General features: G+C 35.8%; 26 protein-coding genes. 24 read left to right on the top strand and 2 right to left on the bottom strand.

Annotated elements, in window-relative coordinates:
- The gene (locus R2Q16_RS05855; RefSeq protein ID WP_316735722.1) at window positions 1-1,149 is read right to left on the bottom strand and encodes a hypothetical protein; all 1,149 of its coding nucleotides are present in this window, start codon (window positions 1,147-1,149) and stop codon (window positions 1-3) included.
- Window positions 1,150-1,356: 207 nt separating this feature from the next.
- Between R2Q16_RS05855 and R2Q16_RS05850 the strand changes: the two genes are divergently transcribed.
- The 8 genes from R2Q16_RS05850 to R2Q16_RS05815 all read left to right on the top strand — a co-directional run bounded on the left by R2Q16_RS05850 (window position 1,357) and on the right by R2Q16_RS05815 (window position 8,758).
- Complete coding sequence (locus R2Q16_RS05850) at window positions 1,357-3,777, top strand: outer membrane beta-barrel protein (RefSeq protein ID WP_316735721.1); 2,421 nt, start codon at window positions 1,357-1,359, stop codon at window positions 3,775-3,777.
- A gap of 108 nt (window positions 3,778-3,885) precedes the next feature.
- Window positions 3,886-4,302: a Holliday junction resolvase RuvX gene (gene ruvX / locus R2Q16_RS05845; RefSeq protein ID WP_316735720.1), complete on the top strand. Its 417-nt coding sequence runs from the start codon at window positions 3,886-3,888 to the stop codon at window positions 4,300-4,302.
- A gap of 9 nt (window positions 4,303-4,311) precedes the next feature.
- A complete protein-coding gene (locus R2Q16_RS05840) occupies window positions 4,312-4,947 on the top strand; it encodes an O-methyltransferase (protein WP_316735719.1) in 636 nt (211 codons plus the stop codon).
- 47 nt (window positions 4,948-4,994) lie between these two features.
- Window positions 4,995-5,666: a glucosaminidase domain-containing protein gene (locus R2Q16_RS05835; protein ID WP_316735717.1), complete on the top strand. Its 672-nt coding sequence runs from the start codon at window positions 4,995-4,997 to the stop codon at window positions 5,664-5,666.
- A 20-nt stretch (window positions 5,667-5,686) separates the two neighbouring features.
- Entirely contained in the window at window positions 5,687-6,523 is an 837-nt protein-coding gene (locus R2Q16_RS05830) for a glucosaminidase domain-containing protein (RefSeq protein ID WP_316735715.1), read from the top strand.
- 48 nt (window positions 6,524-6,571) lie between these two features.
- Window positions 6,572-7,324 carry a hypothetical protein gene (locus R2Q16_RS05825; protein WP_316735713.1) on the top strand — a complete coding sequence of 251 codons (753 nt, stop codon included), beginning with the start codon at window positions 6,572-6,574 and terminating at the stop codon, window positions 7,322-7,324.
- The gene (locus tag R2Q16_RS05820) at window positions 7,321-7,662 is read left to right on the top strand and encodes a hypothetical protein (protein ID WP_316735711.1); all 342 of its coding nucleotides are present in this window, start codon (window positions 7,321-7,323) and stop codon (window positions 7,660-7,662) included. The genes R2Q16_RS05825 and R2Q16_RS05820 overlap by 4 nt, the downstream gene beginning before the upstream one ends.
- A 94-nt stretch (window positions 7,663-7,756) precedes the next feature.
- A complete protein-coding gene (locus tag R2Q16_RS05815) occupies window positions 7,757-8,758 on the top strand; it encodes a DUF3078 domain-containing protein (protein ID WP_316735710.1) in 1,002 nt (333 codons plus the stop codon).
- A 382-nt stretch (window positions 8,759-9,140) separates the two neighbouring features.
- Here the strand turns inward: R2Q16_RS05815 and R2Q16_RS05810 are convergent, their stop codons facing one another.
- Window positions 9,141-11,564, bottom strand: coding sequence for a DUF5916 domain-containing protein (locus R2Q16_RS05810; RefSeq protein WP_316735708.1), 2,424 nt, complete (start codon window positions 11,562-11,564; stop codon window positions 9,141-9,143).
- 380 nt (window positions 11,565-11,944) lie between these two features.
- On the opposite strand from R2Q16_RS05810, the gene ffh reads away from it, so the two are divergent.
- The 16 genes from ffh (at window position 11,945) to R2Q16_RS05730 (ending at window position 25,485) form a co-directional block, all read left to right on the top strand.
- The gene (gene ffh, locus R2Q16_RS05805; RefSeq protein WP_316735707.1) at window positions 11,945-13,285 is read left to right on the top strand and encodes a signal recognition particle protein; all 1,341 of its coding nucleotides are present in this window, start codon (window positions 11,945-11,947) and stop codon (window positions 13,283-13,285) included.
- A gap of 111 nt (window positions 13,286-13,396) precedes the next feature.
- Window positions 13,397-13,786, top strand: coding sequence for a DUF1398 domain-containing protein (locus R2Q16_RS05800; RefSeq protein ID WP_316735706.1), 390 nt, complete (start codon window positions 13,397-13,399; stop codon window positions 13,784-13,786).
- A 146-nt stretch (window positions 13,787-13,932) separates the two neighbouring features.
- The gene (locus R2Q16_RS05795) at window positions 13,933-15,471 is read left to right on the top strand and encodes a YifB family Mg chelatase-like AAA ATPase (RefSeq protein ID WP_316735705.1); all 1,539 of its coding nucleotides are present in this window, start codon (window positions 13,933-13,935) and stop codon (window positions 15,469-15,471) included.
- A 146-nt stretch (window positions 15,472-15,617) separates the two neighbouring features.
- Entirely contained in the window at window positions 15,618-16,190 is a 573-nt protein-coding gene (locus tag R2Q16_RS05790) for a peroxiredoxin family protein (protein ID WP_316735704.1), read from the top strand.
- A gap of 3 nt (window positions 16,191-16,193) precedes the next feature.
- Entirely contained in the window at window positions 16,194-16,505 is a 312-nt protein-coding gene (locus R2Q16_RS05785) for a hypothetical protein (RefSeq protein ID WP_316735701.1), read from the top strand.
- 5 nt (window positions 16,506-16,510) lie between these two features.
- Window positions 16,511-17,266 carry a DUF2931 family protein gene (locus R2Q16_RS05780; protein ID WP_316735700.1) on the top strand — a complete coding sequence of 252 codons (756 nt, stop codon included), beginning with the start codon at window positions 16,511-16,513 and terminating at the stop codon, window positions 17,264-17,266.
- 52 nt (window positions 17,267-17,318) lie between these two features.
- The gene (locus R2Q16_RS05775) at window positions 17,319-18,200 is read left to right on the top strand and encodes a DUF6694 family lipoprotein (RefSeq protein WP_316735698.1); all 882 of its coding nucleotides are present in this window, start codon (window positions 17,319-17,321) and stop codon (window positions 18,198-18,200) included.
- Window positions 18,201-18,217: 17 nt separating this feature from the next.
- A complete protein-coding gene (locus R2Q16_RS05770; protein WP_316735697.1) occupies window positions 18,218-18,817 on the top strand; it encodes a hypothetical protein in 600 nt (199 codons plus the stop codon).
- A 4-nt stretch (window positions 18,818-18,821) separates the two neighbouring features.
- A complete protein-coding gene (locus R2Q16_RS05765; RefSeq protein ID WP_316735696.1) occupies window positions 18,822-19,421 on the top strand; it encodes an XAC2610-related protein in 600 nt (199 codons plus the stop codon).
- A gap of 32 nt (window positions 19,422-19,453) precedes the next feature.
- On the top strand, window positions 19,454-20,065 hold the full coding sequence (locus R2Q16_RS05760) for a hypothetical protein (protein ID WP_316735694.1): 612 nt from the start codon (window positions 19,454-19,456) through the stop codon (window positions 20,063-20,065).
- A gap of 74 nt (window positions 20,066-20,139) precedes the next feature.
- Window positions 20,140-21,252 carry a hypothetical protein gene (locus R2Q16_RS05755; RefSeq protein WP_316735693.1) on the top strand — a complete coding sequence of 371 codons (1,113 nt, stop codon included), beginning with the start codon at window positions 20,140-20,142 and terminating at the stop codon, window positions 21,250-21,252.
- A 47-nt stretch (window positions 21,253-21,299) separates the two neighbouring features.
- Window positions 21,300-22,124 (top strand): toxin-antitoxin system YwqK family antitoxin, encoded by an 825-nt coding sequence (locus R2Q16_RS05750; RefSeq protein WP_316735692.1) that lies wholly within the window; start codon window positions 21,300-21,302, stop codon window positions 22,122-22,124.
- 17 nt (window positions 22,125-22,141) lie between these two features.
- Window positions 22,142-22,531: a hypothetical protein gene (locus R2Q16_RS05745; RefSeq protein ID WP_316735690.1), complete on the top strand. Its 390-nt coding sequence runs from the start codon at window positions 22,142-22,144 to the stop codon at window positions 22,529-22,531.
- A 183-nt stretch (window positions 22,532-22,714) separates the two neighbouring features.
- The gene (locus R2Q16_RS05740; protein ID WP_316735688.1) at window positions 22,715-23,479 is read left to right on the top strand and encodes a hypothetical protein; all 765 of its coding nucleotides are present in this window, start codon (window positions 22,715-22,717) and stop codon (window positions 23,477-23,479) included.
- Window positions 23,480-23,765: 286 nt separating this feature from the next.
- The gene (locus R2Q16_RS05735) at window positions 23,766-24,248 is read left to right on the top strand and encodes a hypothetical protein (RefSeq protein WP_316735687.1); all 483 of its coding nucleotides are present in this window, start codon (window positions 23,766-23,768) and stop codon (window positions 24,246-24,248) included.
- 103 nt (window positions 24,249-24,351) lie between these two features.
- Entirely contained in the window at window positions 24,352-25,485 is a 1,134-nt protein-coding gene (locus tag R2Q16_RS05730; RefSeq protein ID WP_316735685.1) for an MBL fold metallo-hydrolase, read from the top strand.
- The last annotated feature ends 21 nt before the right edge of the window (window positions 25,486-25,506 follow it).

The raw sequence follows: 25,506 nt of genomic DNA, 5'->3' as shown, positions 1-25,506 counted from the left end.
CTAATTGTATATATATTGAGTCCCCGCAGGGAGCGTTTTAAACTTGATAATTTTTACCAATTGTAAAGATACATCTAAAAAGAGAATTTTCGGGTTTGCGTTTCTTTCAATGTGGTAATGTGCCGTTTCCAATTCGGCAATAATGGCTTCGGCCATTGGCAAGGTAAGTACATGTGTGCTTAGCTTTTTAGCGGTTTCAAGCGTTAGCGGGGGTAATTTCACCAAATCTTCAGCACCGCTGAGTATTAAACAACACTCTCGTAAATAATTTATGCCGTATTTTAAAAAGTTCTTCTGATTTTCCCTTCCCCACTTTGCAGCTTCATCAGTAAACTCAATTAAATCCGGAACTTTATTGCTATACCCATTTCTTAACCATGATGCAAAAGTACCAGAACTATCATTTTGAATATCAGCAGATAAAGCTTTTGCTTCGATTAAATTTCCATCTGCCAAAAAAGCATAATCAGTTGCCTGATTATCGCTTACACTACTATTTTTTAATAAATAATCAGAAACCTGGGCGTTGGACAACTTTGGTATTTTAACAATTTGCGTACGCGAAAGTATTGTAGTTAAAATCTGCTCTTGATTTTGAGCAACTAAAATAAACAATGTATTTGCAGGCGGTTCTTCAATAAGTTTGAGCAAGGCATTGCCAGATTTATCCAAATATTCTGGCAGCCACATAATTAAAACTTTGGTTTCGGCTTCAAATGCCTTATAACTTAATTTTTTAATAATGTCGTGGCATTCAGAAATTGGAATATTTGGTTGTTTATTTCCGGCATCTAACTTAGAGCGCCAAATGTCCATATCAAAATAAGCATCACTCAAAACCATATTCCGCCACTCATCCAAAACATCAACAGCAGTTTTAATGCTTGCTGACGCAAAGAAAGGGTAGGAAAAATGTAAATCGGGATGGATTAAACGCTCATACTTACGACAGCTTGCACATAAACCGCAGCTATCACCAGTACCTTTATCCAGGCAGTTTATATATTGTGCATAGGCAATGGCAAGCGGTATAGCACCAGCACCTTGAGGCGATAAAAACAACTGGGCATGGCTTATACGGTTTTCATTAACCGTTTGCACCAACTGTTGCTTAATTCGCTCTTGTCCTATAATTTCTTTAAACTGCATTTGGTGCAAAATAAGAATTTGAATTGAAATAAATTAAATTACACTTAGATTTTGACCTAAACTAAACTAGCCAAAGCCTATGTAATTCCTTTTCAAGCGCTTCAAAAATTAAAAGCTTAATAAAATTTATTGTGTAACATGGGTGTGACCATTTTTTTCATATATTTGACACCCAACCGATACGCTCAACTAACTATTGTTTATTAAATGAACCTCTCAAAGTCTTTATTGTGGCTATTTCTTTTGCTATATGCAATAGCAGGTTTTGGCCAGAATAAATCAAAACTCATAAAAGTTATTGTTTTCAACGAGAAAAATGTTCCATTCGAAAACGTAACCGTTCAACTTTTATCCTCAAAAAATGCTGTAGTAAAATCTGGTAAAACCGATAAAAAAGGTTCTGTATTTTTTAGTGAGCCGATTAAAGGCAATTACTATTTTAATGCAAAAGCTGTAGGTTACGAAAGCAAAAAATCAACGCAGATTAAATCGCCTTTTGTGTTGAATGTTATCAATATCAAAATTTTACCAAGCAGCCAGGTATTAAAAGAAGTTGTTGTTGAGGGTAACAAATCGGCAATACAGCATATTCAAGGTAAAATTGTTTTAAATGTTGATGCAGGGATTACCAATACGGGCACTACAGTTTTAGAACTCCTGGAAAAATCGCCAGGAGTGATGGTTGATAAAGATGGTGTAATTAGCTTGCAAGGAAAATCGAATGTTTTGGTTATGATTGATGATAAACCAACCTATCTATCCGGGCCTGATTTAACAAATCTTTTATCGGGCATGAGCTCGGCACAAGTTAATCAAATTGAGTTGATGAGCAATCCTTCTGCAAAATACGATGCAAGCGGAAATGGCGGAATAATAAATATCAAAACCAAAAAAATTACCCAGGATGGATTTAATGGCTCGGTAAATATAGTCGGCGGTTGGAGCAGAGATTATAAAAACAACAATGGCTTATTATTGAATTATAAGAAAGGCAAAATAAATGCTTTCGCGGCAGCAAACTTCAATGTAGGTAACAGTTTTACAGATATTTATGCTTACAGAAATTATTTTGACCAGAACAACAATACTACATCAATACTAGACCAAAATACCGCTATTGCAAACCTTTTGAATTATAAATTTTTGAAAACAGGAATTGATTTCTATGCGACAAAAACGACAACAATCGGGCTTTCGGCAAGCGGAACATTAATACAAAGAGATGGGAATAGCGACGCCATTGCCATGTGGAAAAGAACAAACGGCACTTTGGATTCGGCCATATCTACAGTAAGCAACAGCTTGTACAAATTCAGAAATGGTGCTGTTAATCTTAATTTAAAACAGTCTGTTGGGGAAAATCAAGATTTATCCATTGATTTTGATTTACTCAGGTATAGCATGAATAATAACCAGCATTTTACCAACAGATTAATCTTAACGAATAGCTACAATCAAGGCACCGATATTCAAATTCCATCAACCTTAAAAATATTTTCTGCAAAGGCCGATTATACAATTCGACTAGATAAAAAGAATACTTTTGAAACTGGTTTTAAATCATCGGCAATAACTACCGACAATAATGCCGATTATGTAAATATTAATGAGCTGATGCGTACCCGTGATTTAAATAGAAGTAATCATTTTATTTACAAAGAAAACATTAATGCCTTGTATGCCAGTTTCGAACACAGAAACGGTAAAATAAATGCACAGTTTGGTTTACGTTATGAAGATACCAATTATGATGCGAACCAATTAGGAAACAGCATTAAACCGGATTCATCATTTTCGAGAAGATATGCCAATTTATTTCCTTCGGGATATTTTACCTATCAGGCAGATTCTTTAAATGCTTTTACGGTTACAGCAAGCCGAAGAATAGACAGGCCGGCTTACCAGAAATTAAATCCATTTACGTTTATCGTTAACAAATACACCATCCAAAGAGGTAATCCATACATTTTACCACAATACAGCTGGAATGCTGAGTTAAGCCATCGCTATGATAAGTTGCTTACTACAACAGTATCTTATAGTGTAATCGATAATTATTTTTCGCAACTATTCCTATCAGAAGGCACTAATATTTTAATATATACAGATGGCAATGTTGGCAAAATGAGCAATTTAGGTTTATCTGCATCTTTACAATACTCGCCGACAAAATGGTGGCTGTTTAATGGTCAGGCCAATTTTAACCATAAGAAATTTGATGGCTACCAAAATATCGATTACCAATCATCGGTGAATCAATTTCAGTTTAATGTGAGTAACCAATTTAGTGTTGCAAAAACCTTAAACGCAGAGCTTTCGGGTTTTTACATTACAAAAGCACGTAATGATTTGCAAGAATTGCTTTACCCAACAGGACAAATATCGGCAGCCATTTCAAAAACAATTTTTAAAGGAAAGGGCACTTTAAAATTTAATGCCAGAGATATTTTCTTTACGCAAGCGATGGAAGGTTTAACAGATTTTCCGCAAGCACAAGAATATTTTAAACTAACCCGAGACAGCCGTTTGTTTTTCTTAAGCTTTAGCTTACGTTTCGGAAAACCTTTAAAGCTTCCAAAACGCTCTAGCGGTGGCGTTAGCGATGAAATGAAGCGGGCGGGTTCTTAACCTGTTTTTCAAGTATTCTTTCGGCAAAATATCTATTTATTAAAAAACCTTACCTTTGGGGCTTTTTAACAGACCTAATTTATTTTATTTTAGGTTTTATATTTCGATATGCCCAGAATCCTTGCCTTCGATTATGGAACCAAACGCATCGGCATTGCCGTTACCGATCCATTACAAATTATTGCTACAGGTTTAGATACCGTTCATCCGAAGGATGCAATTGAGTACATCAAAAAATATCTTTCTATCGAGCAAGTTGAAGCCTTCGTATTAGGCGACCCAAAGCAAATGGATGGTTCTGATTCTGACTCGAAGCAGCATGTTAAAGGTTTTTCTACTTCATTAAAAAAGGCTTTCCCTGCAATTCCGCAACATTGGGTAGATGAACGTTTCACCTCAAAAATGGCACATCAAGCGATTATGCAAAGTGGTTTGAAAAAATCAGACAGGAGAGATAAAGAACGTGTTGATACCATTGCAGCTACAATTATTTTACAATATTTTATGGAAAGTAACCGTTTATAACCAAATAAAATGAGCCTGATAAACGACGATTTACAAAATTTACTTATTAATTATTGCGAACCTGAAAGCGAATTGCTTCAGCAAATTGACCGCGAAACCAACCTAAAGGTTTTAATGTCCCGCATGTTATCCGGCCATTACCAAGGCAGGGTTTTAAGTATGCTGAGTAAAATGATATCGCCAGATAGAATTTTAGAAATCGGCACATTTACCGGCTATGCAACGCTTTGTTTGGCAGAAGGATTAAAAGAAAACGGAATTGTTTATACATTGGATATTAATGTAGAGCTTGAAGAAATGGTCCGAAACAACTTTTCAAAGTCTCCTTACAACGATAAAATTAAATACATCTTAGGCGATGCAACCAAAACCGTTCACGAATTAAACGAGGTTTTCGATATCGTTTTCATAGATGCGGATAAAAAAAACAATGGCACTTATTACGATTTAATTTTCGACCGTGTTCGCCCGGGCGGGATAATTATTGTGGATAATGTATTGTGGAGTGGAAAAGTACTTCAACAAAAGCAAGACAAAGACACACAGAATATTACTAGCTTTAATGATAAAATAGCTGAGGATAAAAGAGTTGAGAAATTGATATTACCGGTTAGAGATGGTCTTTTTGTAATCAGGAAGAAATAAACCACTCGTTATTGCTTGTGCAAAGCGATAACAACAATAAAAAAGGAATGAAAATATTTACATTTTGTATTTTACTATTACTTGCGATAACATCAAAAGCGCAAGACACAGAAGAATATATAACAGACCATGCAGAAGTTGCGCAAAATTTAATGCGTGACCATAAAATACCGGCCAGTTTAATTTTGGCGGTTGCCATACACGAATCTGCAGCAGGAAACAGCAGGATTGCGCAACATCTAAATAATCATTTTGGTGTTAAAGGTCCAAATAATAATACCGAAATCCGTTCTGCTTATCGCGATTACGAAAGCGATGATGAATCGTATAATCACTTTGTGGAGATAATGGAAACGCGTTCGCCATTTAATAATCTTTTTGAAAAATACGATCAGTATGATTATCAAGGTTGGGCTAAAGGCATACAGCGTTCTGGTTACGCACATAGCAGAACCTGGGCCAGCCAGGTTATTGCGCTTGTTAGAAAATATGAACTTTATCGGTATGATGAACGCCCGGAAGATTACGTTGAGCCAGTTTATAAACCAACTTATTCCAGAAAGCGTTCGAAAGGCAGGTCCTCAAAAACTTATACTGTAAAATCAGGCGATAATTTAAGTGTAATCGCAAAAAAGAAAGGCACAACTGTAAAAGCCTTAATGAGTAAAAATGGCTTGAGAAAAGCCAACCTTAAGCCTGGTCAAAAAATTAAGTTATAGATTAAAACACAAAAACACACATGAAATTCAGATACATTTGCTTTGCGCTAGTCATTTTATTTTTAAGTTCTTGCTCATCAAGAAAGTTTAGCAAAAACAATAAACAGATAGAAAAGGCTGCAAACAAAGCAAATAATAACACTTACAAAAGCTACAACACCTTAAGTTACATCGACGAATTTAAAGCGGTAGCAATTGAAGAGATGAATGCTTTTGGTATACCGGCAAGTATAACTTTAGCGCAGGGCATTTTGGAATCAGGTAGTGGAAATAGCGATTTAGCCAAATACGCAAATAATCACTTTGGCATTAAATGTACATCAGATTGGAAAGGAAAAAACTATTTCAGAGATGATGATCAGAAAAATGATTGCTTTAGGGTTTATAAAGATGCTCGCGAATCTTTTAAAGACCATTCTGAATTTTTAAAACGTAAACGCTACAGCGCATTATTTCAGTTAGATAAAAATGATTACAGAAGCTGGGCCTTGGGTTTAAAACAGGCTGGTTACGCTACCAACCCAAAATATCCTGATTTATTAATCAACATGATTGAGAAATATCAGCTTTATCAATATGACCAATCTGAAACAGAGAAACAAAAGATTGCCAGAGAGGATAGGGTTTTTTCAGAGATAAATGAGAACATCCCTCTGGAAAAGAAAAAATTTACACCCGTAGAAACGCCGCCGCCAGGTGCTAAGCCTGTTTTGGCTGATGGAACTTACACCGTTGTTAAAGGCGATACGCTTTATAATATTTCAAAAAGATTTAACATTAGCGTAGAAGATTTAAAAATTTTAAACAATATTGCTACAGATGGCATTAAACTTGGACAGGTATTGAAGGTTAAATAATGTTAATCGGCATATTACTGTTTGCTTTAATTGTAGTTTTGTTATTCAATGAGATTTTTAATAGCCTTTGTTTTTTTTATTGGCCTTTCGGCGATGCTTTTTGCGCAGACAAAACCTGTGCAGGGCGTTGTTATTGATAAGGAAACTAAGCAAAGGCTTGCAAAGGTTTACATTTACAATACCCGAAGTGGTGATGGAATGTACAACACGACCAAGGGCGAATTTAGCACCGTTGCCATCCCTGGAGATACTTTGGTTGCCGCCTTAAACGGTTATGGTGTTGATACCCTAATTTTCAAAGGTCAGTCTGCTGCATATTTTCAATTAAAGCCACTTGGAATAAGGTTGAGAGATGTTTTGATTCAGCAAAAACGATTAACACCGCAACAGCTTTACGAAAAATCGGTTAAGGAGTTTAGGTATGCAACCCAAAGGGGAAGCAGCAAAGATTTACTAAACCTTGGAAATGGTGGCGTTGGTTTAGGTATAGATGCGATATATAATTTATTGAGCAGACAAGGCAAAAACGCCCGACACTTACAGAAAATTTTAGAAAAAGATTATCGCGAAGATTTAATTGATTACCGTTATACTGAAAGTCTTGTTCAACAAATTTTAGGCCTTAAAGAGCCAGAATTGAAAGATTTTATGCAGCAATATCGCCCAACTTATCAATTTGTGTTAGAGGCAAACGATTACTCGTTTAATATGTTTGTAAGAAATGCCTACAGAAGTTACAGAGCAAATCCGCAAGCATTAAGATTACCACAATTGCCTCAATTAAGCATAGATAAACTGTGAAAGCACCCGTTTTAATTATTAAAAAACTCCCCGCCAATGGCATGGCCATTTTTCCATTTATTTTAATTAAACGTAAAACGGATAAAAAGAACGAACCATTATTAAACCACGAGAAGATACATTTAAGGCAGCAGTTAGAATTGTTGATTTTGCCTTTCTACATAATTTATCTGGCTAATTATTTTGTCAATCTGCTTATCTACAAAAAGCACCATTTAGCGTATATGAAAATTGTTTTTGAACAAGAAGCTTACGAAAATGAGGATGATTTAAACTACTTGAAAAGCAAGAATTGGTTTGGTTGGATTAAAAATGTTAAAGCTTTAAAACTGCCTTAAATCTTTGAAAATAAGCAGAAGTTATTGATTATAATTACCAATTTGGTAGTAAAACCTTTTAATCTCTAATAAATTTTCTTTTTCTTTGTACTTAATGAAGAAGTATTTAGCCGTCATAGTCATCTTTTTAAGCCTCAGTTCTGCAAAGTTATATGCTCAAGAAGTTGATACTATCCCTATCGACACTAAAGATTTGAACATAAAACTAAAGCGTAGTCCGCTACCAAGCAGATTATTGCCGCTATCTTTCGAGCCGGTTAAACTTCGTCCGGCGGTGGTAAATGCAAAGGTTAATTACTGGAGAACCAAAACTTCTATTGGCATTAATGTTAACCAGGCACAATTTAGTAATAACTGGAAAGGTGGTGGTGTTAACTCCATTGCTGTTGGTGGTTTATTAAACTGGAAAGCAGAATACAGCAAAAACAGCTACAGTTATGTTAGTGAAGTAATTTTGCAATACGGAAAAATTAAGAATAAGGATCAGCTTCAAAAGAAAACAAACGATAGGATTTTCTGGGATAATAAGGCTTCATTTCAATTATCGAAAAACTGGTATTTCTTTGGTTCAGTAACTTTCGAATCGCAGTTTGATAATGGTTTTTCTTATGCAACCGTAAATGGGGTTGAAACACCTACATTAATCTCGAAATTTATGGGTCCGGGTTATTTAACTGAATCTGTCGGTTTTGAATATAAGCCAACTAAATATTTCTCTACCCGTTTTGGTACAGGTACAGCCCGACAAACCTTTGTTTTAGATACCGGATTATACAGAACAAACGCGAAAAATTTTGGTGTTGAACCCGGAAAAAAATTCAGAAATGAATTGGCCTTTCAAGTGGTAAGTGCTTTTGATAAAGATATTTTCACAAACACAAATTTAAAGGTTCGATATGCGATGCTTATTCCATATGAGCAGTTTAGATATTCTAGAATTGACCACCGTTTAGATGTTGCCTTAACGGCGAAGATTAATCGCTTCATGAATACCAGCATTACCGGAATTGCGCTTTTTGATAGAGATACAGGAACTGATAATATTCAGGGTAGCCAGACTTTAGCGCTTGGTTTTGCGTTTGTTTTTCCTAGATAATATTTTTCTTGTTATAGGATATATCGTCATTTCGAGCGAAGCCGAGAAATCTTTTAAATTATGTTAAGTGATTTAGCCTTGCTAAGCATTTTGTGATTCAATACTGCGATCGAAATAACGGCAAGCGGAGTTTTTCAGTTCTTTTCCCAACATACTTTAAGCGTTTTGTAGGCAAATCCTTTGTTAAATAAACCTGATTAAACGGAAATACTTTTTGTTTCCCCTGTCACGCTGAGCTTTTCGAAGCGTTTTTGCCAGAAGTATCTTTTGACAAGCTCAGGATAGGAGTGAGTAGCGCTAACGATAACAAAAAGATTGCAGTGAAAGCAGGGCTGAGTGCCGCCAAGCTATACTGCACATTCATTTTCTAATTATTTTAACACTAGATTTTCTTGTGCTTTTTCTTTAAGTCCAAATAATCTACAAAATACAAAACCTTAACCGACAAGCTATTATTTTGCGGGGCGGATAGAATACCACTCAGGTTGCGGTTGTACTTTTCCAGGTAATAGGTTTGGTAAGTTTCAGCCGCATCTTTGTACGATAAAGTTAAAGTGCTACCCGGTGCAAACTGCCAGATGTAAATTAAATCGATATTGAAAACATTGTAGTTTCTATCTGTTCCGGTTGGTGTTGTGCCTTGAAAATCGGCTAAATTTCCATCGGGTTTAAGCAGGTAAAACTCTTTGTTTCGCCTATCGCTCCAATAATGCCTAAGCACTACTGCCACCCCCATTAAATTAGTAAAAGTATATTTAGCATCGAAAGAGTTTTCTACCGTACGGCGATCGTATTTTGAGAAAATTGATTGAGCGCCCTGCATGGTTGTCCAGTTTACGAAATTGTAATTTGGGTTGAAGTTTAAATCTAGACCGAAAGCAACTTTATCATTTAACCTGAAATTTTGAAAGAGGTAAAAATTATATTCTTCGCCATTGAAAAGGTTTTGCTTAAAGTATCGGATATTTCCACCAAAATTATAGGCTTTAGCCCGATTTGGATTTATATATAAAGCCACGCCAAAAGTTCCGGGAGCTTTGTAAACCTGGCCATTGCGGGCTTCGTAAAAATCGTTGCCCTTAGCATCCAGGCTTAAATCTAACTCTGCCGACCATAAATTTTTAAATTGCATCCAAATACCAGAGTTAGCAGAAACTTTTTGGTAGGCAGTTGGCGTTGCCCTACGAGAATAAATTAAATTTAACCAGCTTTCGAACTGGTTATAAAATTTACCCGGCTTGTAAACGCTGTAACCGATACCCACTCGCTGATCAAAAAAGTTGTTATTGGTGAAAAAACCCATGTCTGACGGGTCAAATTTATTATCGGCATAAACTGCATTGTAGCGCCAGGTAAAATTGCCACTCTGCTTTCCAAATCTTAATGTATAGCTGTATCCCGTAGACGTTTCGTTACCGCGTAAATAACTCATTTTACCAGCACCATTTACAAAGTACTTGTTGCCCTTGCTATTTAGGTTAAACAACAAAGCTGAAACGTTTGCATCGTAAGCGCTTCCTTGTCTCAACACGTTTGTGTTCACAAAAGTTGCCGAACTATTATTTTTTAAAGATTGATCGAAAACCAAAATATTATAATTGGTTAGTGGCTGGGTTTCAACTTCCCGTAGATTTCCGTTTGCATCTTCAACCTCGGTTTGCATGCTATTGGTAATTGCATTGAAAATACCAACGCCTAAACCTTTTGCTGTTCGTCCAGAAATTTTAGTTGCATTAAGCACTTTAGCCTCGGTTTGATCCTTAATGATTTTATCGCCCGCACCGATTTCGCTGTAATTTGAATAGGATGGAATTGAACCGATACGCTTTGAATAAAACAAATCGCCTTTGTTAAACAATTCGGTTCCTTCGGTAAAAAACTGCCGGTTTTCATTAAACTTAACTTCAAAAGGCGTAAGGTTTAAAATGCGATTATCAGATTGTACCTGACCGAAATCGGGCACTAAAGTCATATCTAAGGTAAAACTATTGTTAATGCCGTACTTAACATCCATACCGCCATTAAATCTTGCTGTGGTATTTTTTACGCCAGGCAAATTTGCAGGATAGTGGTTTACATAAGCTGAAAGATAAGGCGAAAATGATAACCTAACTGGCGGTTTTATATTTGAAATTCCTGTCCATAATCCCTCCTGATTGATAAAACCATTTACTTTCGGGTCTACAAAATTCCAAAAGGTTTGTGTATTAGAACGCTGAATTCTCCTACTAAAATTTAATCCCCAGTTTTGAATATCCTTACTTGAAAAGCGAAGTGCAGAATAAGGTATTTTCATTTCGCAAGTCCAGCCTTTATCGTCAATTTTAACAGCACTTTCCCAAACCGCATTCCAATTTGGATCTTCATCGCCAACTTGCGAATATTTCGCATCGAATTGTACGCCTGCAGCAGTTACGAAGAAACCATTACCATTCATTTTATCGTAAAATGGATCTACAATAATTGAAATAAAATCGGCATTACCAATGTTATCTCTCGAAACCAATTCGTGTGAAACACTATCAGGTGCATCATACATACGAGCGTAAACATAAATTGCAAAATCATCGTATAAAACCTTCATTTCCGTCCGTCGCTCTTGCCTTTCAACTCTTCCGGGTACAGGCCTTATTTCGAAAAAATCAGTAGCAATGGGCACGTTAACCCAACATGCATCATCTAAAACACCATCGATTTTTGGCGTTTCAGCAGTTCGAACGGCTTTAAGTTCCTTCTGTTTAGCCGGATCTTGAGCGAAAACAAGGCTCATAGATACTGCCATTAAAAGGGTTAGATAGAATTTCATAAGTTTGGTTTGGTAGCCATAAGACTCAGGTTTTATAGAAATGTTGCACTAATAAATTTATTTATTTTAAATGATGTTTTATTCAAACTGATGATTAACTGAAGATGGCAGATTTGCGTATAAAACATTGCACTTTCTTCGGAGCTCCTTCGAGACTCGTTCGAAAAAAGTACCTGTTTTTCGAAGAAAGTCCGAACAAGGTCCCTACAAGGTGCGACAAAGCAATCCAAGAATAAAAATTAAAAATTAACAAAATGCTTAGTTATTAACTCATTTTTGACTTTGTGTAGCAAAGATTTACAATCAAAAATTGATACATTTGCGTTTCATTAAAATCACTAGCTTTTTGTTTCGGCAACAAGCTTTTAGCTTATATAAAGATGTTTGATAATTTACAGGACAAGCTAGACAGAGCATTTAAAGTATTAAAAGGACAAGGCAGCATTACGGAAATTAACGTGGCAGAGACCATGAAAGAGATTCGTAAAGCGTTATTAGATGCCGATGTTAACTATAAAACCGCGAAAGCATTTACAGATGAGGTTAGGCAAAAAGCATTAGGACAAAACGTATTAACAGCGGTTTCTCCGGGCCAATTGCTAACTAAAATAATGAACGACGAACTTGCTGCCTTAATGGGTGGTGAAGTTACGGAGTTAGAAACGAAGGCAAACCCAACCATTATTTTAATTGCAGGTTTAAACGGTGCGGGTAAAACTACTTTTGCCGGTAAATTAGCTTTGCATTTAAAAGGTAAAGGCAAAAAACCTTTATTGGTTGCTGGTGATATGTATCGCCCTGCGGCGGTTGACCAATTAGAGGTTTTAGGAACTTCGGTTGGTGTTTCTGTTTATGCAAACCGTGATTCGAAAGACCCAGTAGGCATTGCGTTAGAAGGTATTGAGCATGGTAAACAAAACGGAAATAACGTAATTATTATCGATACAGCCGGTCGTTTAGCGATTGACGAATCTTTAATGAACGAGATTTCGGAAGTTAAAGCCAAAACACAACCACACGAAATTTTATTCGTAGTGGATTCAATGACTGGACAAGATGCGGTTAACACAGCAAAAGTATTTAACGATAGATTAGATTTTACCGGCGTTGTTTTAACCAAATTAGATGGTGATACCCGTGGTGGTGCGGCGCTTTCAATTAAATCGGTAGTTAATAAGCCGATTAAATTTATTGGTACTGGCGAGAAAATGGAAGCACTTGATGTTTTCTATCCTGACCGTATGGCATCGCGTATTTTAGGTATGGGTGATGTAGTTTCACTTGTTGAACGTGCTCAAATGCAGTTCGATGAGAAAGAGGCTGCAGAATTACAGAAAAAAATCCGCAAAAATAAATTCGATTTCAACGATTTCTACAACCAGATTCAGCAAATTAAGAAAATGGGTAATATGAAAGATTTGATGGGTATGATTCCGGGTGTTGGCAAGATGATGAAGAATGTGGATATTCAGGATGATGCTTTTAAATCTATCGAGGCGATTATTAATTCAATGACACCGTTTGAGAAAGAAAATCCTGATGCGATTCAACAAAGCCGTAGATTGCGCATTGCAAAAGGTTCAGGAAGCAAGGTTGAAGAAGTAACGAAATTAATTAAGCAGTTTGAAGATATGCGCAAAATGATGAAGCAGTTTTCGAACCCGGCAGCCGCAGCAGCAATGATGAAAGGAATGCCTAAAATGCCTATGGGCAGAAGATAACCTTTAAAGCTTAAAGACGAAAGCGAAAAGCTTCAAAATAATATATTGAAAGTAAATCCCAATCATTTATGGTTGGGATTTTGCATATAAAAAGAAATTTAAAATCAATATATGTTTACAGTAGAACAAATTCAACAAGCGCATCAAAAAGTTAAATCGGGTGCTGATTTTCCAAAGTACATTCAGGATTTAAAACAACTTGGTGTAAAATCGTACAAAACCTTTGTTAACGATAGCCATACCGAATATTTAGGCACTAATGATTATCAAGCGAACTCGGCCCCGAAATATGAAAAATTAATGATTTCGGATATGGTAAATAGAGACGTACTTGTAGTACAATTAAAGGCACACCAGCAAGGTAAGACAGATTACTTCAACTTTTGCAAAGATTGTGCAAACAATGGCATAAATTACTGGATGGTAAGCATAGACGAAATGACCTGCACTTACTATGATAAAAAAGGAAACAACATTTTAACAGAAAATATCCCAACCTAAAAGCTCTGACGCTTAAATGTTTACTTTTTTATTTTTGAGTTAATCTCCCAAAAAAGCATTCAAAAATATTATATATTAGTGTAAACAAATTCAAGTATTCATCCCCGAATAACATAACATCCCATTCATTTTGCTGAACATTTTTAATGCTTGTAAAAACATATGGGAGTGCTGTTTATGGTGTAAATGCCTTAACAATTACGGTTGAAGTAAGTATAAGTGCCGGGAATAAATATTTTATGGTTGGCCTACCCGATAATGCTGTAAAAGAAAGTTTGCAGCGGGTAGAAAGTGCTATTCACGTTTCGGGATTTAGAATGCCACGCCAAAAAATTGTAGTTAATCTTGCGCCTGCCGATATCCGAAAAGAAGGTTCTGCTTACGATTTACCCATTGCAATTGGCATTTTAGCAGCTTCAGGGCAAATTCCTGCTGATGAATTGGAAAATTATTTCATCATGGGCGAACTATCGCTCGATGGCGCAATCCAACCGATTAAAGGCGCATTACCCATTGCCATACAAGCACAGCAAGATGGCTTTAAGGGATTTATTTTACCCAAGCAAAATGTACGTGAAGCTGCGATTGTGGATGGTATTATTGCGTACGGTGTAGAAAATTTATCCCAAGTTATCTCGTTTTTCAACAAAACTGAAGCGCTGGAGCAAGTTAAAATTAACACCCGAGCCGAATTTCTAAAAAATATTGGAAATTACGAACATGATTTCGCCGATGTTAAGGGGCAAGAGAATATTAAGCGTGCTTTGGAAATTGCCGCCGCAGGCGGACATAATGTAATTCTAATTGGTCCGCCGGGTGCCGGCAAAACGATGTTAGCGAAGCGTTTACCAACCATATTACCTCCATTAAATTTATACGAAGCTTTAGAAACGACAAAAATTCATTCTGTTGCAGGTAAATTATCTGCAGCAGATGCTTTAATGACGATTAGGCCTTATCGGTCGCCTCACCACACCATTTCGGATGTTGCCTTAGTTGGTGGCGGGATGAATCCTGCACCTGGCGAAATATCTTTAGCGCACAATGGTGTTTTGTTTTTAGACGAATTACCTGAGTTTAAACGAACGGTTTTAGAAGTAATGCGCCAACCTTTAGAAGATAGAAAAGTTGCCATTTCACGAGCCCGTTTTTCTGTAGAATATCCGGCGAGTTTTATGCTGGTGGCTTCAATGAATCCTTGTCCCTGCGGTTTTTATAACCACCCGGAAAAAGAATGTGTTTGTGCGCCCGGTGTGGTTCAGAAATATTTAAGTAAAATATCCGGGCCGCTTTTAGATAGGATTGACTTGCATGTTGAAGTTACGCCTGTTAATTTTTCAGAACTGGCTTCATCCCGCGAAGCGGAAAAAAGCGAATTAATTAGAAACCGTGTGATAAAAGCCAGAGAAATTCAAGATCATCGCTTTGCGGATAAAAATGATTTGCATTACAATGCACAAATGAGCACAAAAATGGTGCGCAAGGTCTGCCAAATCAGCGAAGCCGGAACCAACCTTTTAAAATCCGCAATGGAACGGTTAGGTTTATCTGCTCGGGCTTACGATAGAATTTTAAAAGTAGCTAGAACAATTGCCGACTTGGATGGAAGCGAAACGGTAGAAATGGAACACTTGGCAGAATCTATAAACTATAGAAGTTTGGATAGGGATGGTTGGGCAGGATAAATGTTAGAAAGTTAAATTGATTTGTAATCAACCGAATAATAAGTCAACTTGCACAAATAAACATTGACATTGTACAAATATATATCGCTAAAAACTATTTATCTAGTTATATGTATTTTAGTTAAACCCGATGAAAAATTATTCCTATGAAGAAAATTAATTTTATTTTTTTATCGCTAATTGTAGTAGTGATAGCCGCTTGCAGTCAGGGACAAAAAGAAAAAACACTTAAAGAGGAGCTGGCCGAGATTAGAGCCAATCAAATTGATTTTTCGCAAAATGCTACACCTAAAGAATTTATTGCCAAAACTACTGATGGAAGCACTTTTAATTCCAAAGATTTTAAAGGTAAATATTGGGTGCTTTTCTTTTACGATAGCAGTTATTTAATCAAAAGTGAAAGCTACGATTTTGTTGCAGAGGTTAATAATACCCACAAATTGTATGGCGATAAAATACCAATGGTGGGTATTGCAAATGGTTTAAGTGAAGATGAAAAAGAATTAAAGGCAAAGTTTGCCAATGCAAAATTCGGCTTCAAACAAATTGACAATACCAAAAGCCCGAGCAAAGAAAGCCAGGTAAAGGACAACGTATTTTGTACGCCCGCTAAAATAATTATAGACCCAAAAGGAAAAGTTATTTATAACGGCTGCGGTGGCAAAACAGAAAATTTCGATTTAATGTTAGCCGATTTGATTAAGGCAGAAAAGTTATAGCAAATGGAAAATCTGCCGGCACAATCACAAAAAGAAAAGAACAGTAATTTGTCTATCGGACTCATTATGTTAAACATCATTTTGGCATTAATTTTATCTTCTACCGTACACGAAGACGACGACCCAGATGGCATTATGTTCATCATCAGTTTAGTTGTTTCGGCAACAGTTTTACTTGGCGGTTATGCGTTTAGCTATCATGGCAAGGGTTATCGCTGGGCAAAAATTGTTTTCGGAATTTTACTGGTTATCTCCATTGTAGTTTTAGGTTTGCTTTGGTACGCATGGCAATTAGGTAAGGGTTTTAAAAATTAACAACGATGAAGTTAAATAAGCTCAATATATTTTATATCGCCGTTGCTATTTTCCTTATTGCTGGTATCGTTTATCGAAAAATTTCTTTTAAAGCTTGGGAAAGATATAATTACTCGGTGGCGGTTGTTTCACCAAAGACTTATCCAATGCATATTAGGGAGACATATTTTCTGCTGCCGGATGACGACTTTGAAAGTGCAGATAAGGAAGACGTAAATAATTTTAACTCGACATGGGGTGTAAGTTTTGCCACTACAAACCATGCTCGTTTGAAAAGGTTGCCAACACAATTAGTTGTCAAATATTTCTCCTACCGGGATAATAATTTCTACGCTGACACATTAGATTTACCAAAAAAAGAAATATTAACAACGTTTAAAAATGCCAAACAGAATAAACAATTTTTAGAGCTTTCATCATACGCCGGAAAAAAAGATGGACTTAGCTTTGTTATTGGTCTAGCCAATAATGGCAATTTGATTATTTGGTTACGGGGTATTTATTTAGAAAAAGAACTGTTAAGAAAGCGGCTGAAACCGAAAAATCCGCTGAAAGCAGATTTATATCATGAGAGAAATTTATCCAGAGAAAAATATTTCGAATATGCATTTGAAAATTTAAGCGATAGCTTAAAAACAGTTTACAAAAGCGGTTTCGATGGGAAAGCAAACTACATTGATACGCCCTCCAGATATATAGAAATGAACAAAGAATTATGGGAATATCAGCAGAAAAACGGCTACATAGATTTTAAGAAATAGAAATTTTGATTAGATACAGAACCATTCGTAACATAAATTAAACCCTTAAAAAATGAAATCTAAGTTAACTCTTTTAGCATTACTTGTTATACTTTTTGCAGGTTGCGGGCCAACAATTTCGGGTAAGGATGAAGAAAGTTTTCAGGCATCGAAAGCTAAGTTAGAGGAGAAGTTGGAAAAGCAGGAAAAAGAAACTTTGGAAAAAGCACTGCGTATTGTGATGCTAAAAGCGATGAAGGAAAAGTTTATACATCCAGATGATGCACAATACAAAGGCAAATCTTTTAACACAATTGCTATGGCTATGATTGATGGTAAAACTTTCTCTGGAATTGTAGATTTTGCTGAAGATTTTTTACAAAAAGACAGAGCCGACAACATCAAAAGAAATGAAGCAGAGATTGATAGCCTTACCAAAGAAAAAGCGAAGCTAGCAGCGCAAAATAAGTTGATGGATAACTTCAAAATGACCAAAATCAGAATTATTGAGGAGGAACATTTTGATGAAAAAAGACCTTATGTTGAATATACATTTGTAAATAATACTGGCGCTGAAATTTTAGGATACATGATTGGTCAGGAGGTTTTTTCAAAAAAAACTGGTGAAAGATTAGCATCGCTTCAGGCTGGTAATCGATCTGAAATTGACAGTAGTGTAAAAGATGGGGATGGCCTGAAACCTGGGGAAGAAATTTCAATGACTGAGGGTTTAAATGGAATTGAACTAAAAAATGTAACCTATCCCATTACCGATTTTTCTAAACTTGAGATAGAAATTAAAGTGTCTCCGGTTTTAATAATTACAAGAAAAGGGAAGTTGGTAAGAACACAGGGCTTAGAAAGCATGGATAAAAAGATTAAATATTTGCAAAAGGAAATCATTCAGTTAAAAGAAACCAAAGGCACTTTGGAGGAATTGGAACTGACGAGATAATATCAAAATCAACATTTATGAAAAATTTAGCTGCTTTCACTTTCCTAACATTTTTTGCACTATTTACGCACGCTCAAGAAAAGCAGCGGCCTGATACTTTGAACATTGATTTAGATAAGGACAGCAAAACTGACCAAGTAATTTTTGATAGGGAAAAGGCGATAATCATAGTTAAATTATCTACGCACCATTTTAAACCAATGTTTAGCGAGCAGATGGAAATTGATCCGGTTTCATCGGGCGTAAGGGAAAAAAGAGGAAGTTTTGAATTTGCTAATAATTGGATGCGGGCAGGTTACACTTGTCAGTTTAGATATAATGCAAAAGCAAAAAAAATGCAACTTATTGGTATGACGAGGTACGAATTTGGGCCTGCCAATAACGATGGCAGTGGAGAAAGTAGTGTTAATTTATTAACCAACAATTATATTGGTAATTGGAATTATTGGGACGATGATGAGAATAGATTGGTTGCGATGCCACCAATTAAGCGTAAAATGATATTTGCGCCAACATATTTATCTGGTTTTGATTCAGCAATTTCTAAATACACCGATTTATGCAGCAAGCTATACTATCAGCATAAAAAATCTATCCTCGCTAAAAAGACAAGATAATGGGATGAGATATTTACTTTATATGTTTTTCGCTCTCTTGAGCACTAACTGCTTAGCACAACAGCAGGTTTTTTATCAGCCAAAGGCTAAAGGAAATTGGCAATATGTATATCCTTTTGCCGATAAAACTTATGTTTTAGCGATACAACACGGCATAAAAGAAGCAGAAGAAGAACCAAAAACCAGCAATATTTACTTTGGCAAAATTGGTAAACCCGATAAAATATTATGGAAAGAGCAGTTACAAATGCGCCTTATTACCGATAATATTAGTTGCGAAGATTTTAATAATGATGGAGTGAAAGATTTACTCATTTTTGAAGACACCGGTGCTCGAGGTGGAAATGCTTATTATAATTTATACTTGTGTAATCCTAAAAACCATACCCTTACAAAGGTTAATGAGTTTAGTAAAATTGTTAACCCAACCTATAATAAAAAGCACAAAGTGATTTTAAGTTATGGGCTGTCAGGAGAAAACTATTACTCGATTTATCGCTTAACCACAAACAACAAACTTTACCAAATTGGCGAAGACTTTAAAGAAACCGATGAACTGGATTTAGACAAAAAGATTACTGAAATTTTAAGAGAGAACAAATAATAATTGTTCCTAAAAGCATAAATAGCCAGGACATGAATATTGCAAAGAAAATAGTGCCTTTCGTTTTAATTCTTATATGCTTTTCGTTTCAATTATCGGCACAAGAAGCACCTGGAAAGTTAAATAAAACGGGCTTTTATTTAGGCATTTACACTGGCACATGGTTTGGCACTGGTCAAAATTCTATCTTAAGCAATCCTATTATGGGCGGTTTATTATTAGAGCTTAAAAGCGGTAAAGGAGCGTTGGCAGTAAATTTTGATTTCTTTGGAAATCCAGTAAAAACGAAACCCATTTACCTTAAAACAAACGACAAAATTATTGAAAAAACCAATTACCTTGGGGTTCAAATATCTTTGCAATACAGTCATGAACTTTATCAAAGAAACAAATTTGCCTTAGAAGCTGTAGGTGGTTTTGGTTATGGAGATATTGGATTTAAAGTACCGGAAACTGAAGATTATGTTAGTAAATCTAGTCTTTTTGTAGACCCCGGCATTGGTGCCCGGTACTTCATCGGCCAAAATACATATCTTCAATTTAAGCTTCAATATAACCTAGCCAACTATAAGTTTAAGGATAATGAAACGACCAATATTGGTGGCAATTTTGTAACCACAAAACTTATTTTTGGCTGGAGATAAAAATATTGAGGCTTTAGTACATGTTTTAGTGCAAACCCACTATATGTAAGATTAAAATTTATACCAAAAACTTAATGAAAAAGATGACGATTTATGTTGTATTTTTAGTAATTCTGATTTTTGTATTAAGAAGTTGTACGGTTGTGAATTTATCGCCAACCCTCTTATTTAATGGTGGTAAATTTAAGCAGTTCCCGGAGTTGCAAAATAATTTGCAGGCAAAAACTTTTTCGATATACAGAACTACTCAAACCCGAGAAGCAAGTATAAAATATTACCCAACAAAAAACTTCTTCGTCATTTTTAATTATGAAGAGGGATTGGTTAATCCAATAAAAATTGATGGAGTCGGGAACAAAGTTTTTGAATTAGAACTTCGCGAAAAACAAGGTTTTGATTTTTTAGACATGATTAATTGTTTCGTAATTGGTAAAACCGGGATTTACGATTTATCAGAAGAAAAACCTGTTTATGAAACCTTTAGCGAGGTACATAACCAAGATGGAAATTTCACAAAAAAAGATTGGGTTGAGCGCTTTGGCAATCTTTATAAAACGAACGATATTGTACTTTATAGCATTCGCACTGAAAACAATAGCATTTCCGCAGCGTATTTTAAACAAAATGGCACCTGGATTAAACTCTATACCCCTCAAGATTTTATCTATCCAGGAACTGGTTCAGAAATAATCTGTAAGATTAATGGAAAAGAAATTCCGCACAAATGGCATGAAGAAATCTATTTAAAAGATGTAGAAAACGCGACTTACTCTAATGAAAATCGCTATACCGATGCCTACATTACGCCTTACAATTTCGACCATACTTTTTTCCCGGAGCAATCGCTCAAATACCCAAAGCCAGGAAATTTGAAAACCTTGGCTTTTGCCAAAGAAGATTATACTACAGAGGGTTATTACAACCCTGGCATTCCCAATCATTTTTACGGCACAGGTTATTACGGTTTGGAGATAGACAACGACATTTTGAATTTCAAAACGGTAGCCAGCAAAGCTAATTTTGGAGGTAAGCTTGAAACAGATTTACACTTATTTGGTTTACCCGAAAAATTCGCTAATCGTAGTAGTGTGCGATTTTTATCGTATGATTATGGCACAAATTTCCATGAAAATAATACCAAAGGTGTGTACGTAATCAAGAAGAATTTGATGAACGAAAAAGATTGATGATCAATGTATTCGTCAACATAAAACTATGAAACAAACAAATACCTATGAAAAATACATTTAAAATAACCTGCGTACTGATGTTATTCAGCGCTTCGCTATATGCGCAAATACCAGAAGAAATACAATGGAAACACTTAGTAAAAACTTACACCAAAGATAGTGCAGACATGATGTTGAGCCTCAATGGAAAATACCTGGATGGCAAATATAAAATCCCTTTAGATGAAAAAAGTTATGCTCTATACACTATTAAAAACGGCATGATAACCGGCGACGCTTTTTGGTACACCAATGGCGGACATTTAGAATGTAAATTAATTTACAAACGTGGCGTTCGCAATGGTTTAAAAGAAAATTACGATAATGATGGCAAAGTTTGGCTTCGCCAGGAATATAAAGACGGCAAGCAAAGCGGTACCAGCGAAATGTTTAATGGTGGGAAAATTGTGTCGAGAAACGAATATAGAGCAGGCAAAAAACATGGTTTATCGCAAAGCTATATGGGCGATAATGTGATTTCTGAAAGCAATTACCAAAATGATTTAAAAAACGGTGTATCTAAAAACTTTGCTCCAGGTGGCAAATTAACAGTAGAAATTAATTACAAAAACGACAAAAGAAACGGTACATATCGATTGTATAATAACGGCCAACTTATGGCGGAAAGCAATTATATTGATGATTTGCAAGACGGTTTGAGCACTACCTTTAACATGGGCAAAAAGAATATGGATGCCACTTTTGTTAAAGGAAAAAGGCATGGTGTTTCGCACATGTACAAGCCGGATGGCAGCGTACTTTTCGAGAGTTTTTATTTACTGGGCGATAAAGTAACTAAAGCCGAGTTTGAAAAATATGAGCAAAAATGAACGATTAAATACTAAATATGAAACGAATTTTCACAATTACAATCATTCTGTTTGCAGCGTTAAGCCTTAAAGCCCAGGTTAAAAAATCGAGTTTTGATGGCAATTTTAGCATTCGGATAGAAACAGAAGAAACCACAACGGGCACCGCGAGCATTACTTACATTTTCGAAATTAAGAAAGATTATGCAACGCTCACCACAACAACATACCACGAGCCAATCAGGTGCAATGGCAGCTATAAAACGTTAGAAAACGACAATATTTTAACACTCAAGTATAATGGGAAGGAAGCAAATTGCAAATCGACTACCTTTACCATTAAAAAACAGGACAATAACTATTTTATAAAAGGAGCAGGCGGCGAAGCCACTTACAACACCTGGCTCAAATTAAACAAGGGTAAATAGATTTATCTTCCTGAAAATTAACGCTCGGTTTTTCATGGCGGTTTTTAGTCCCGCTAACATTGCAATTTTTTTGTGAATGTAAACCCTGAATTTTCATGAAGGATGAACAAAAAAGATTTTCACTTATATCGGGTTTATGTACTACAGATGGTGCAAAAAACCGCTAAAGCATAAAAATTAATGATGAAAAAGTACATAATAAATTTGCTATTGATGGTTTTCTGCTGGCCGGGAAATACATTTTCTGCGGTAAGTGCTGTTCAAGATTTTAACACCGTTTACACCGGGACATTAAACAATAAAAATGAAGTGGTTTTTAGCTTAAAAAATAAGAGCGGCAAACTGTCGGGTTTTTATTATTATAATAAAATTGGTGTTGAAATTAATCTCATTGGCGAGATTGAAGATGGCACTGCAACCATTTATGAACTGGATTATCAGGGTAAAAAACAAGCAAAAATAATAGGTCAACTTTCAGCGCAAGGCTTTACTGGCAAATGGGAAAGTTTAACCGCTAGAAAGATTTTACTGCTACAATTTAAGCAAACAAATAAAGCCATTCCAAATTTCCCTAAAAACCTTGTTTCAACATATGTAACTAATGAAAATGATTGCGCAATCAGCATCAACATTAGCAAAATTAAGAGCGAATATTTTTATCAGTTCAAAAGTAAAGCACGAACGTTAAAAGGTAAAGTTACCTTTAGCCGCAGTTTAGATGAAAAATTAGTTTACATCAACTTTAACGGAATTGAATGGGCAGAAAACAGCGGCGATGTTACTGATGGCAAAGAAAATGCTCCATCGAAAGATAATCTGCCTACGGTTGTTCAGGGCTTGCTAAATGAAAACGAAATTATTATCCAAAACTATGGCAATGCAATGAACAGATATGTAAAGCTTGATGATTGCGGGGAAAAATATATTCACTTAAAAAGGAAATTATGAATCGAACGGGATTAATGATTTTCATTTAAGCTATTAGACCTTTTGGGGCTTTTTGCCAGGCAGCAAGCCAAAGCCAAGAACAGTTCCCGTTGTACAATAAACCCGATATACGTGGATGCCGATTTAAAGCAGTTTCTTTGTTAAAATACTGGCCTTATCGGCAGTAACATTAGCGGGGCAGATTTAGCCATAATTTGCTAACATTGATTTTCAAATGGTAAATACATTAAAGTAAAAAATGTTTAACCGCAATGTGCACTGTAATTATCTACTCAAATTTATAACAATGAACCCAAATAAGCCAATTCTGGTATCAGACGTAATCATATTTGCCATATGTATTTGCATCATTTTCCCTTACGAATACAATAGGGCCAGCTACATAACCGACTTAAAATTTACCATTATATCATTAGCCCTGACCATGTTTACATTGATGTATGGCTTGATGGGTCGGCATTTTTTTAAAGGTGTTTTATTTTTAATTTTTAGCGCTGTATTCAGTTTTTTATGTTGGTTTGGCGTTGCATACAACGACTTTTGGGGCATTGTACCAGCCTTGTATGCAGGTGCGCCAGCGGGTGTTCTTGCCGGCTTATTGTTCCTAATTTTCAATTTTAAATTCATAAAAGACGAAAATAAGTACAAACTATTTTTTAAAAGATTTGCGCTGTATCTATTAATCTTATTTGTGGTTTCAATACTTTTTGCCAAAGGCGGCGACTGGATTTTTGATTTGGAAATGTATTTTAGAAGTAGAAAAAACTAAAACCGCGTAGTGGAGCAAATTCATAACCATACAAACCTTTCTTATTTGCTGTAAATTTGACTTTCCAAATACGCTCATCATAAATTAAAGCTTAGGCAAATAAATGAAAAGAAAAATATATAAAACCATAAAATGGATACTCATTATTTTAGTTTCTCTGATTGCAATATTATTTGTTGCGGGCTACTTTTATATGAAAAAACCGCTTTTTGGTAAAGCAGCTGAAGGTGTAAGATTAGAGCGGATGAAAAAATCGCCGCACTTTAAAGATGGTGTTTTTCAAAACCTAAATCCAACCCCGGCATTAACCGAAGGTTATAGCACAATGGGCATTATTCTCGATAGACTCTTTACAGATTACCCTCGTTTAAGTCCGGTTGATAGCATCCCATCACAAAAGGTAGATTTACTTAGTTTGCCAATCGATTCGAATGTATTGGTTTGGTTTGGACATTCTTCATATTTCATTCAGTTAGATGAAAAACGCATATTGGTCGACCCGGTTTTTAGCGGAAATGCCTCTCCAATTCCGGGTACAGTTGTGGCATTTAAAGGAACGGACAGGTACAAAGTTGAAGATTTGCCTGAAATCGATTACCTCATCATCTCTCACGACCATTACGACCATGTGGATTATGAGAGCTTAATTAAGTTAAAATCGAAAACCAAAAAAGTAATTTGCGGCTTGGGCGTTGGTGCCGATTTCGAAGATTGGGGCTACAATGTAAATGATATTTTAGAAAAAGATTGGAACGAAACCATTGATTTTGGAGGCGGTTTTTTTATTCATACTACGCCTGCGAGACATTTCTCTGGAAGGGGTTTTAGCAGAAACAATACCCTTTGGATGTCGTACGTTTTACAAACTCCAAGTATGAAAATTTTTATTGGTGGAGATGGTGGTTACGACACACATTTCGCTCAAATCGGTAAAAAATTCGGGCAAATTGATTTGGCAATTTTAGAAGATGGCCAGTACGATAAAAAGTGGAAATATATTCACTTACTACCAGAACAAGTGTTGCAAGCGGCAAAAGATTTGAATGCGAAAAGATTATTTCCGGTTCACTCCTCGAAATTTGTTTTAGCCAACCACCCTTGGGATGAACCTTTGGTTAAAACTACAGCGTTAAACAAAACCGCTAAAATTCCGTTGGTTACGCCTATGATTGGTGAGTTTGTTTATTTAAAAAACGAGAAACAAACTTTTAAACCTTGGTGGGTTGGCGTAAAGTAAAAAACGCAATGGTTTTAAATA

This window comes from Pedobacter aquatilis, from assembly GCF_032678425.1.
Taxonomy (GTDB): Bacteria; Bacteroidota; Bacteroidia; order Sphingobacteriales; family Sphingobacteriaceae; genus Pedobacter; species Pedobacter aquatilis_B.
The sequence above is the reverse complement of the archived record's forward strand: the minus strand, read 5'-3'. Positions and strand labels throughout refer to the sequence as shown.

Coding starts and splice junctions, on each gene's coding strand:
- R2Q16_RS05855 (WP_316735722.1), bottom strand. CDS start 1,149: ATGCAGTTTAAAGAAATTATAGGACAAGAGCGAATTAAGCAACAGTTG.
- R2Q16_RS05850 (WP_316735721.1), top strand. CDS start 1,357: ATGAACCTCTCAAAGTCTTTATTGTGGCTATTTCTTTTGCTATATGCA.
- ruvX (WP_316735720.1), top strand. CDS start 3,886: ATGCCCAGAATCCTTGCCTTCGATTATGGAACCAAACGCATCGGCATT.
- R2Q16_RS05840 (WP_316735719.1), top strand. CDS start 4,312: ATGAGCCTGATAAACGACGATTTACAAAATTTACTTATTAATTATTGC.
- R2Q16_RS05835 (WP_316735717.1), top strand. CDS start 4,995: ATGAAAATATTTACATTTTGTATTTTACTATTACTTGCGATAACATCA.
- R2Q16_RS05830 (WP_316735715.1), top strand. CDS start 5,687: ATGAAATTCAGATACATTTGCTTTGCGCTAGTCATTTTATTTTTAAGT.
- R2Q16_RS05825 (WP_316735713.1), top strand. CDS start 6,572: ATGAGATTTTTAATAGCCTTTGTTTTTTTTATTGGCCTTTCGGCGATG.
- R2Q16_RS05815 (WP_316735710.1), top strand. CDS start 7,757: ATGAAGAAGTATTTAGCCGTCATAGTCATCTTTTTAAGCCTCAGTTCT.
- R2Q16_RS05810 (WP_316735708.1), bottom strand. CDS start 11,564: ATGAAATTCTATCTAACCCTTTTAATGGCAGTATCTATGAGCCTTGTT.
- ffh (WP_316735707.1), top strand. CDS start 11,945: ATGTTTGATAATTTACAGGACAAGCTAGACAGAGCATTTAAAGTATTA.
- R2Q16_RS05800 (WP_316735706.1), top strand. CDS start 13,397: ATGTTTACAGTAGAACAAATTCAACAAGCGCATCAAAAAGTTAAATCG.
- R2Q16_RS05795 (WP_316735705.1), top strand. CDS start 13,933: ATGCTTGTAAAAACATATGGGAGTGCTGTTTATGGTGTAAATGCCTTA.
- R2Q16_RS05790 (WP_316735704.1), top strand. CDS start 15,618: ATGAAGAAAATTAATTTTATTTTTTTATCGCTAATTGTAGTAGTGATA.
- R2Q16_RS05785 (WP_316735701.1), top strand. CDS start 16,194: ATGGAAAATCTGCCGGCACAATCACAAAAAGAAAAGAACAGTAATTTG.
- R2Q16_RS05780 (WP_316735700.1), top strand. CDS start 16,511: ATGAAGTTAAATAAGCTCAATATATTTTATATCGCCGTTGCTATTTTC.
- R2Q16_RS05775 (WP_316735698.1), top strand. CDS start 17,319: ATGAAATCTAAGTTAACTCTTTTAGCATTACTTGTTATACTTTTTGCA.
- R2Q16_RS05770 (WP_316735697.1), top strand. CDS start 18,218: ATGAAAAATTTAGCTGCTTTCACTTTCCTAACATTTTTTGCACTATTT.
- R2Q16_RS05765 (WP_316735696.1), top strand. CDS start 18,822: ATGAGATATTTACTTTATATGTTTTTCGCTCTCTTGAGCACTAACTGC.
- R2Q16_RS05760 (WP_316735694.1), top strand. CDS start 19,454: ATGAATATTGCAAAGAAAATAGTGCCTTTCGTTTTAATTCTTATATGC.
- R2Q16_RS05755 (WP_316735693.1), top strand. CDS start 20,140: ATGAAAAAGATGACGATTTATGTTGTATTTTTAGTAATTCTGATTTTT.
- R2Q16_RS05750 (WP_316735692.1), top strand. CDS start 21,300: ATGAAAAATACATTTAAAATAACCTGCGTACTGATGTTATTCAGCGCT.
- R2Q16_RS05745 (WP_316735690.1), top strand. CDS start 22,142: ATGAAACGAATTTTCACAATTACAATCATTCTGTTTGCAGCGTTAAGC.
- R2Q16_RS05740 (WP_316735688.1), top strand. CDS start 22,715: ATGAAAAAGTACATAATAAATTTGCTATTGATGGTTTTCTGCTGGCCG.
- R2Q16_RS05735 (WP_316735687.1), top strand. CDS start 23,766: ATGAACCCAAATAAGCCAATTCTGGTATCAGACGTAATCATATTTGCC.
- R2Q16_RS05730 (WP_316735685.1), top strand. CDS start 24,352: ATGAAAAGAAAAATATATAAAACCATAAAATGGATACTCATTATTTTA.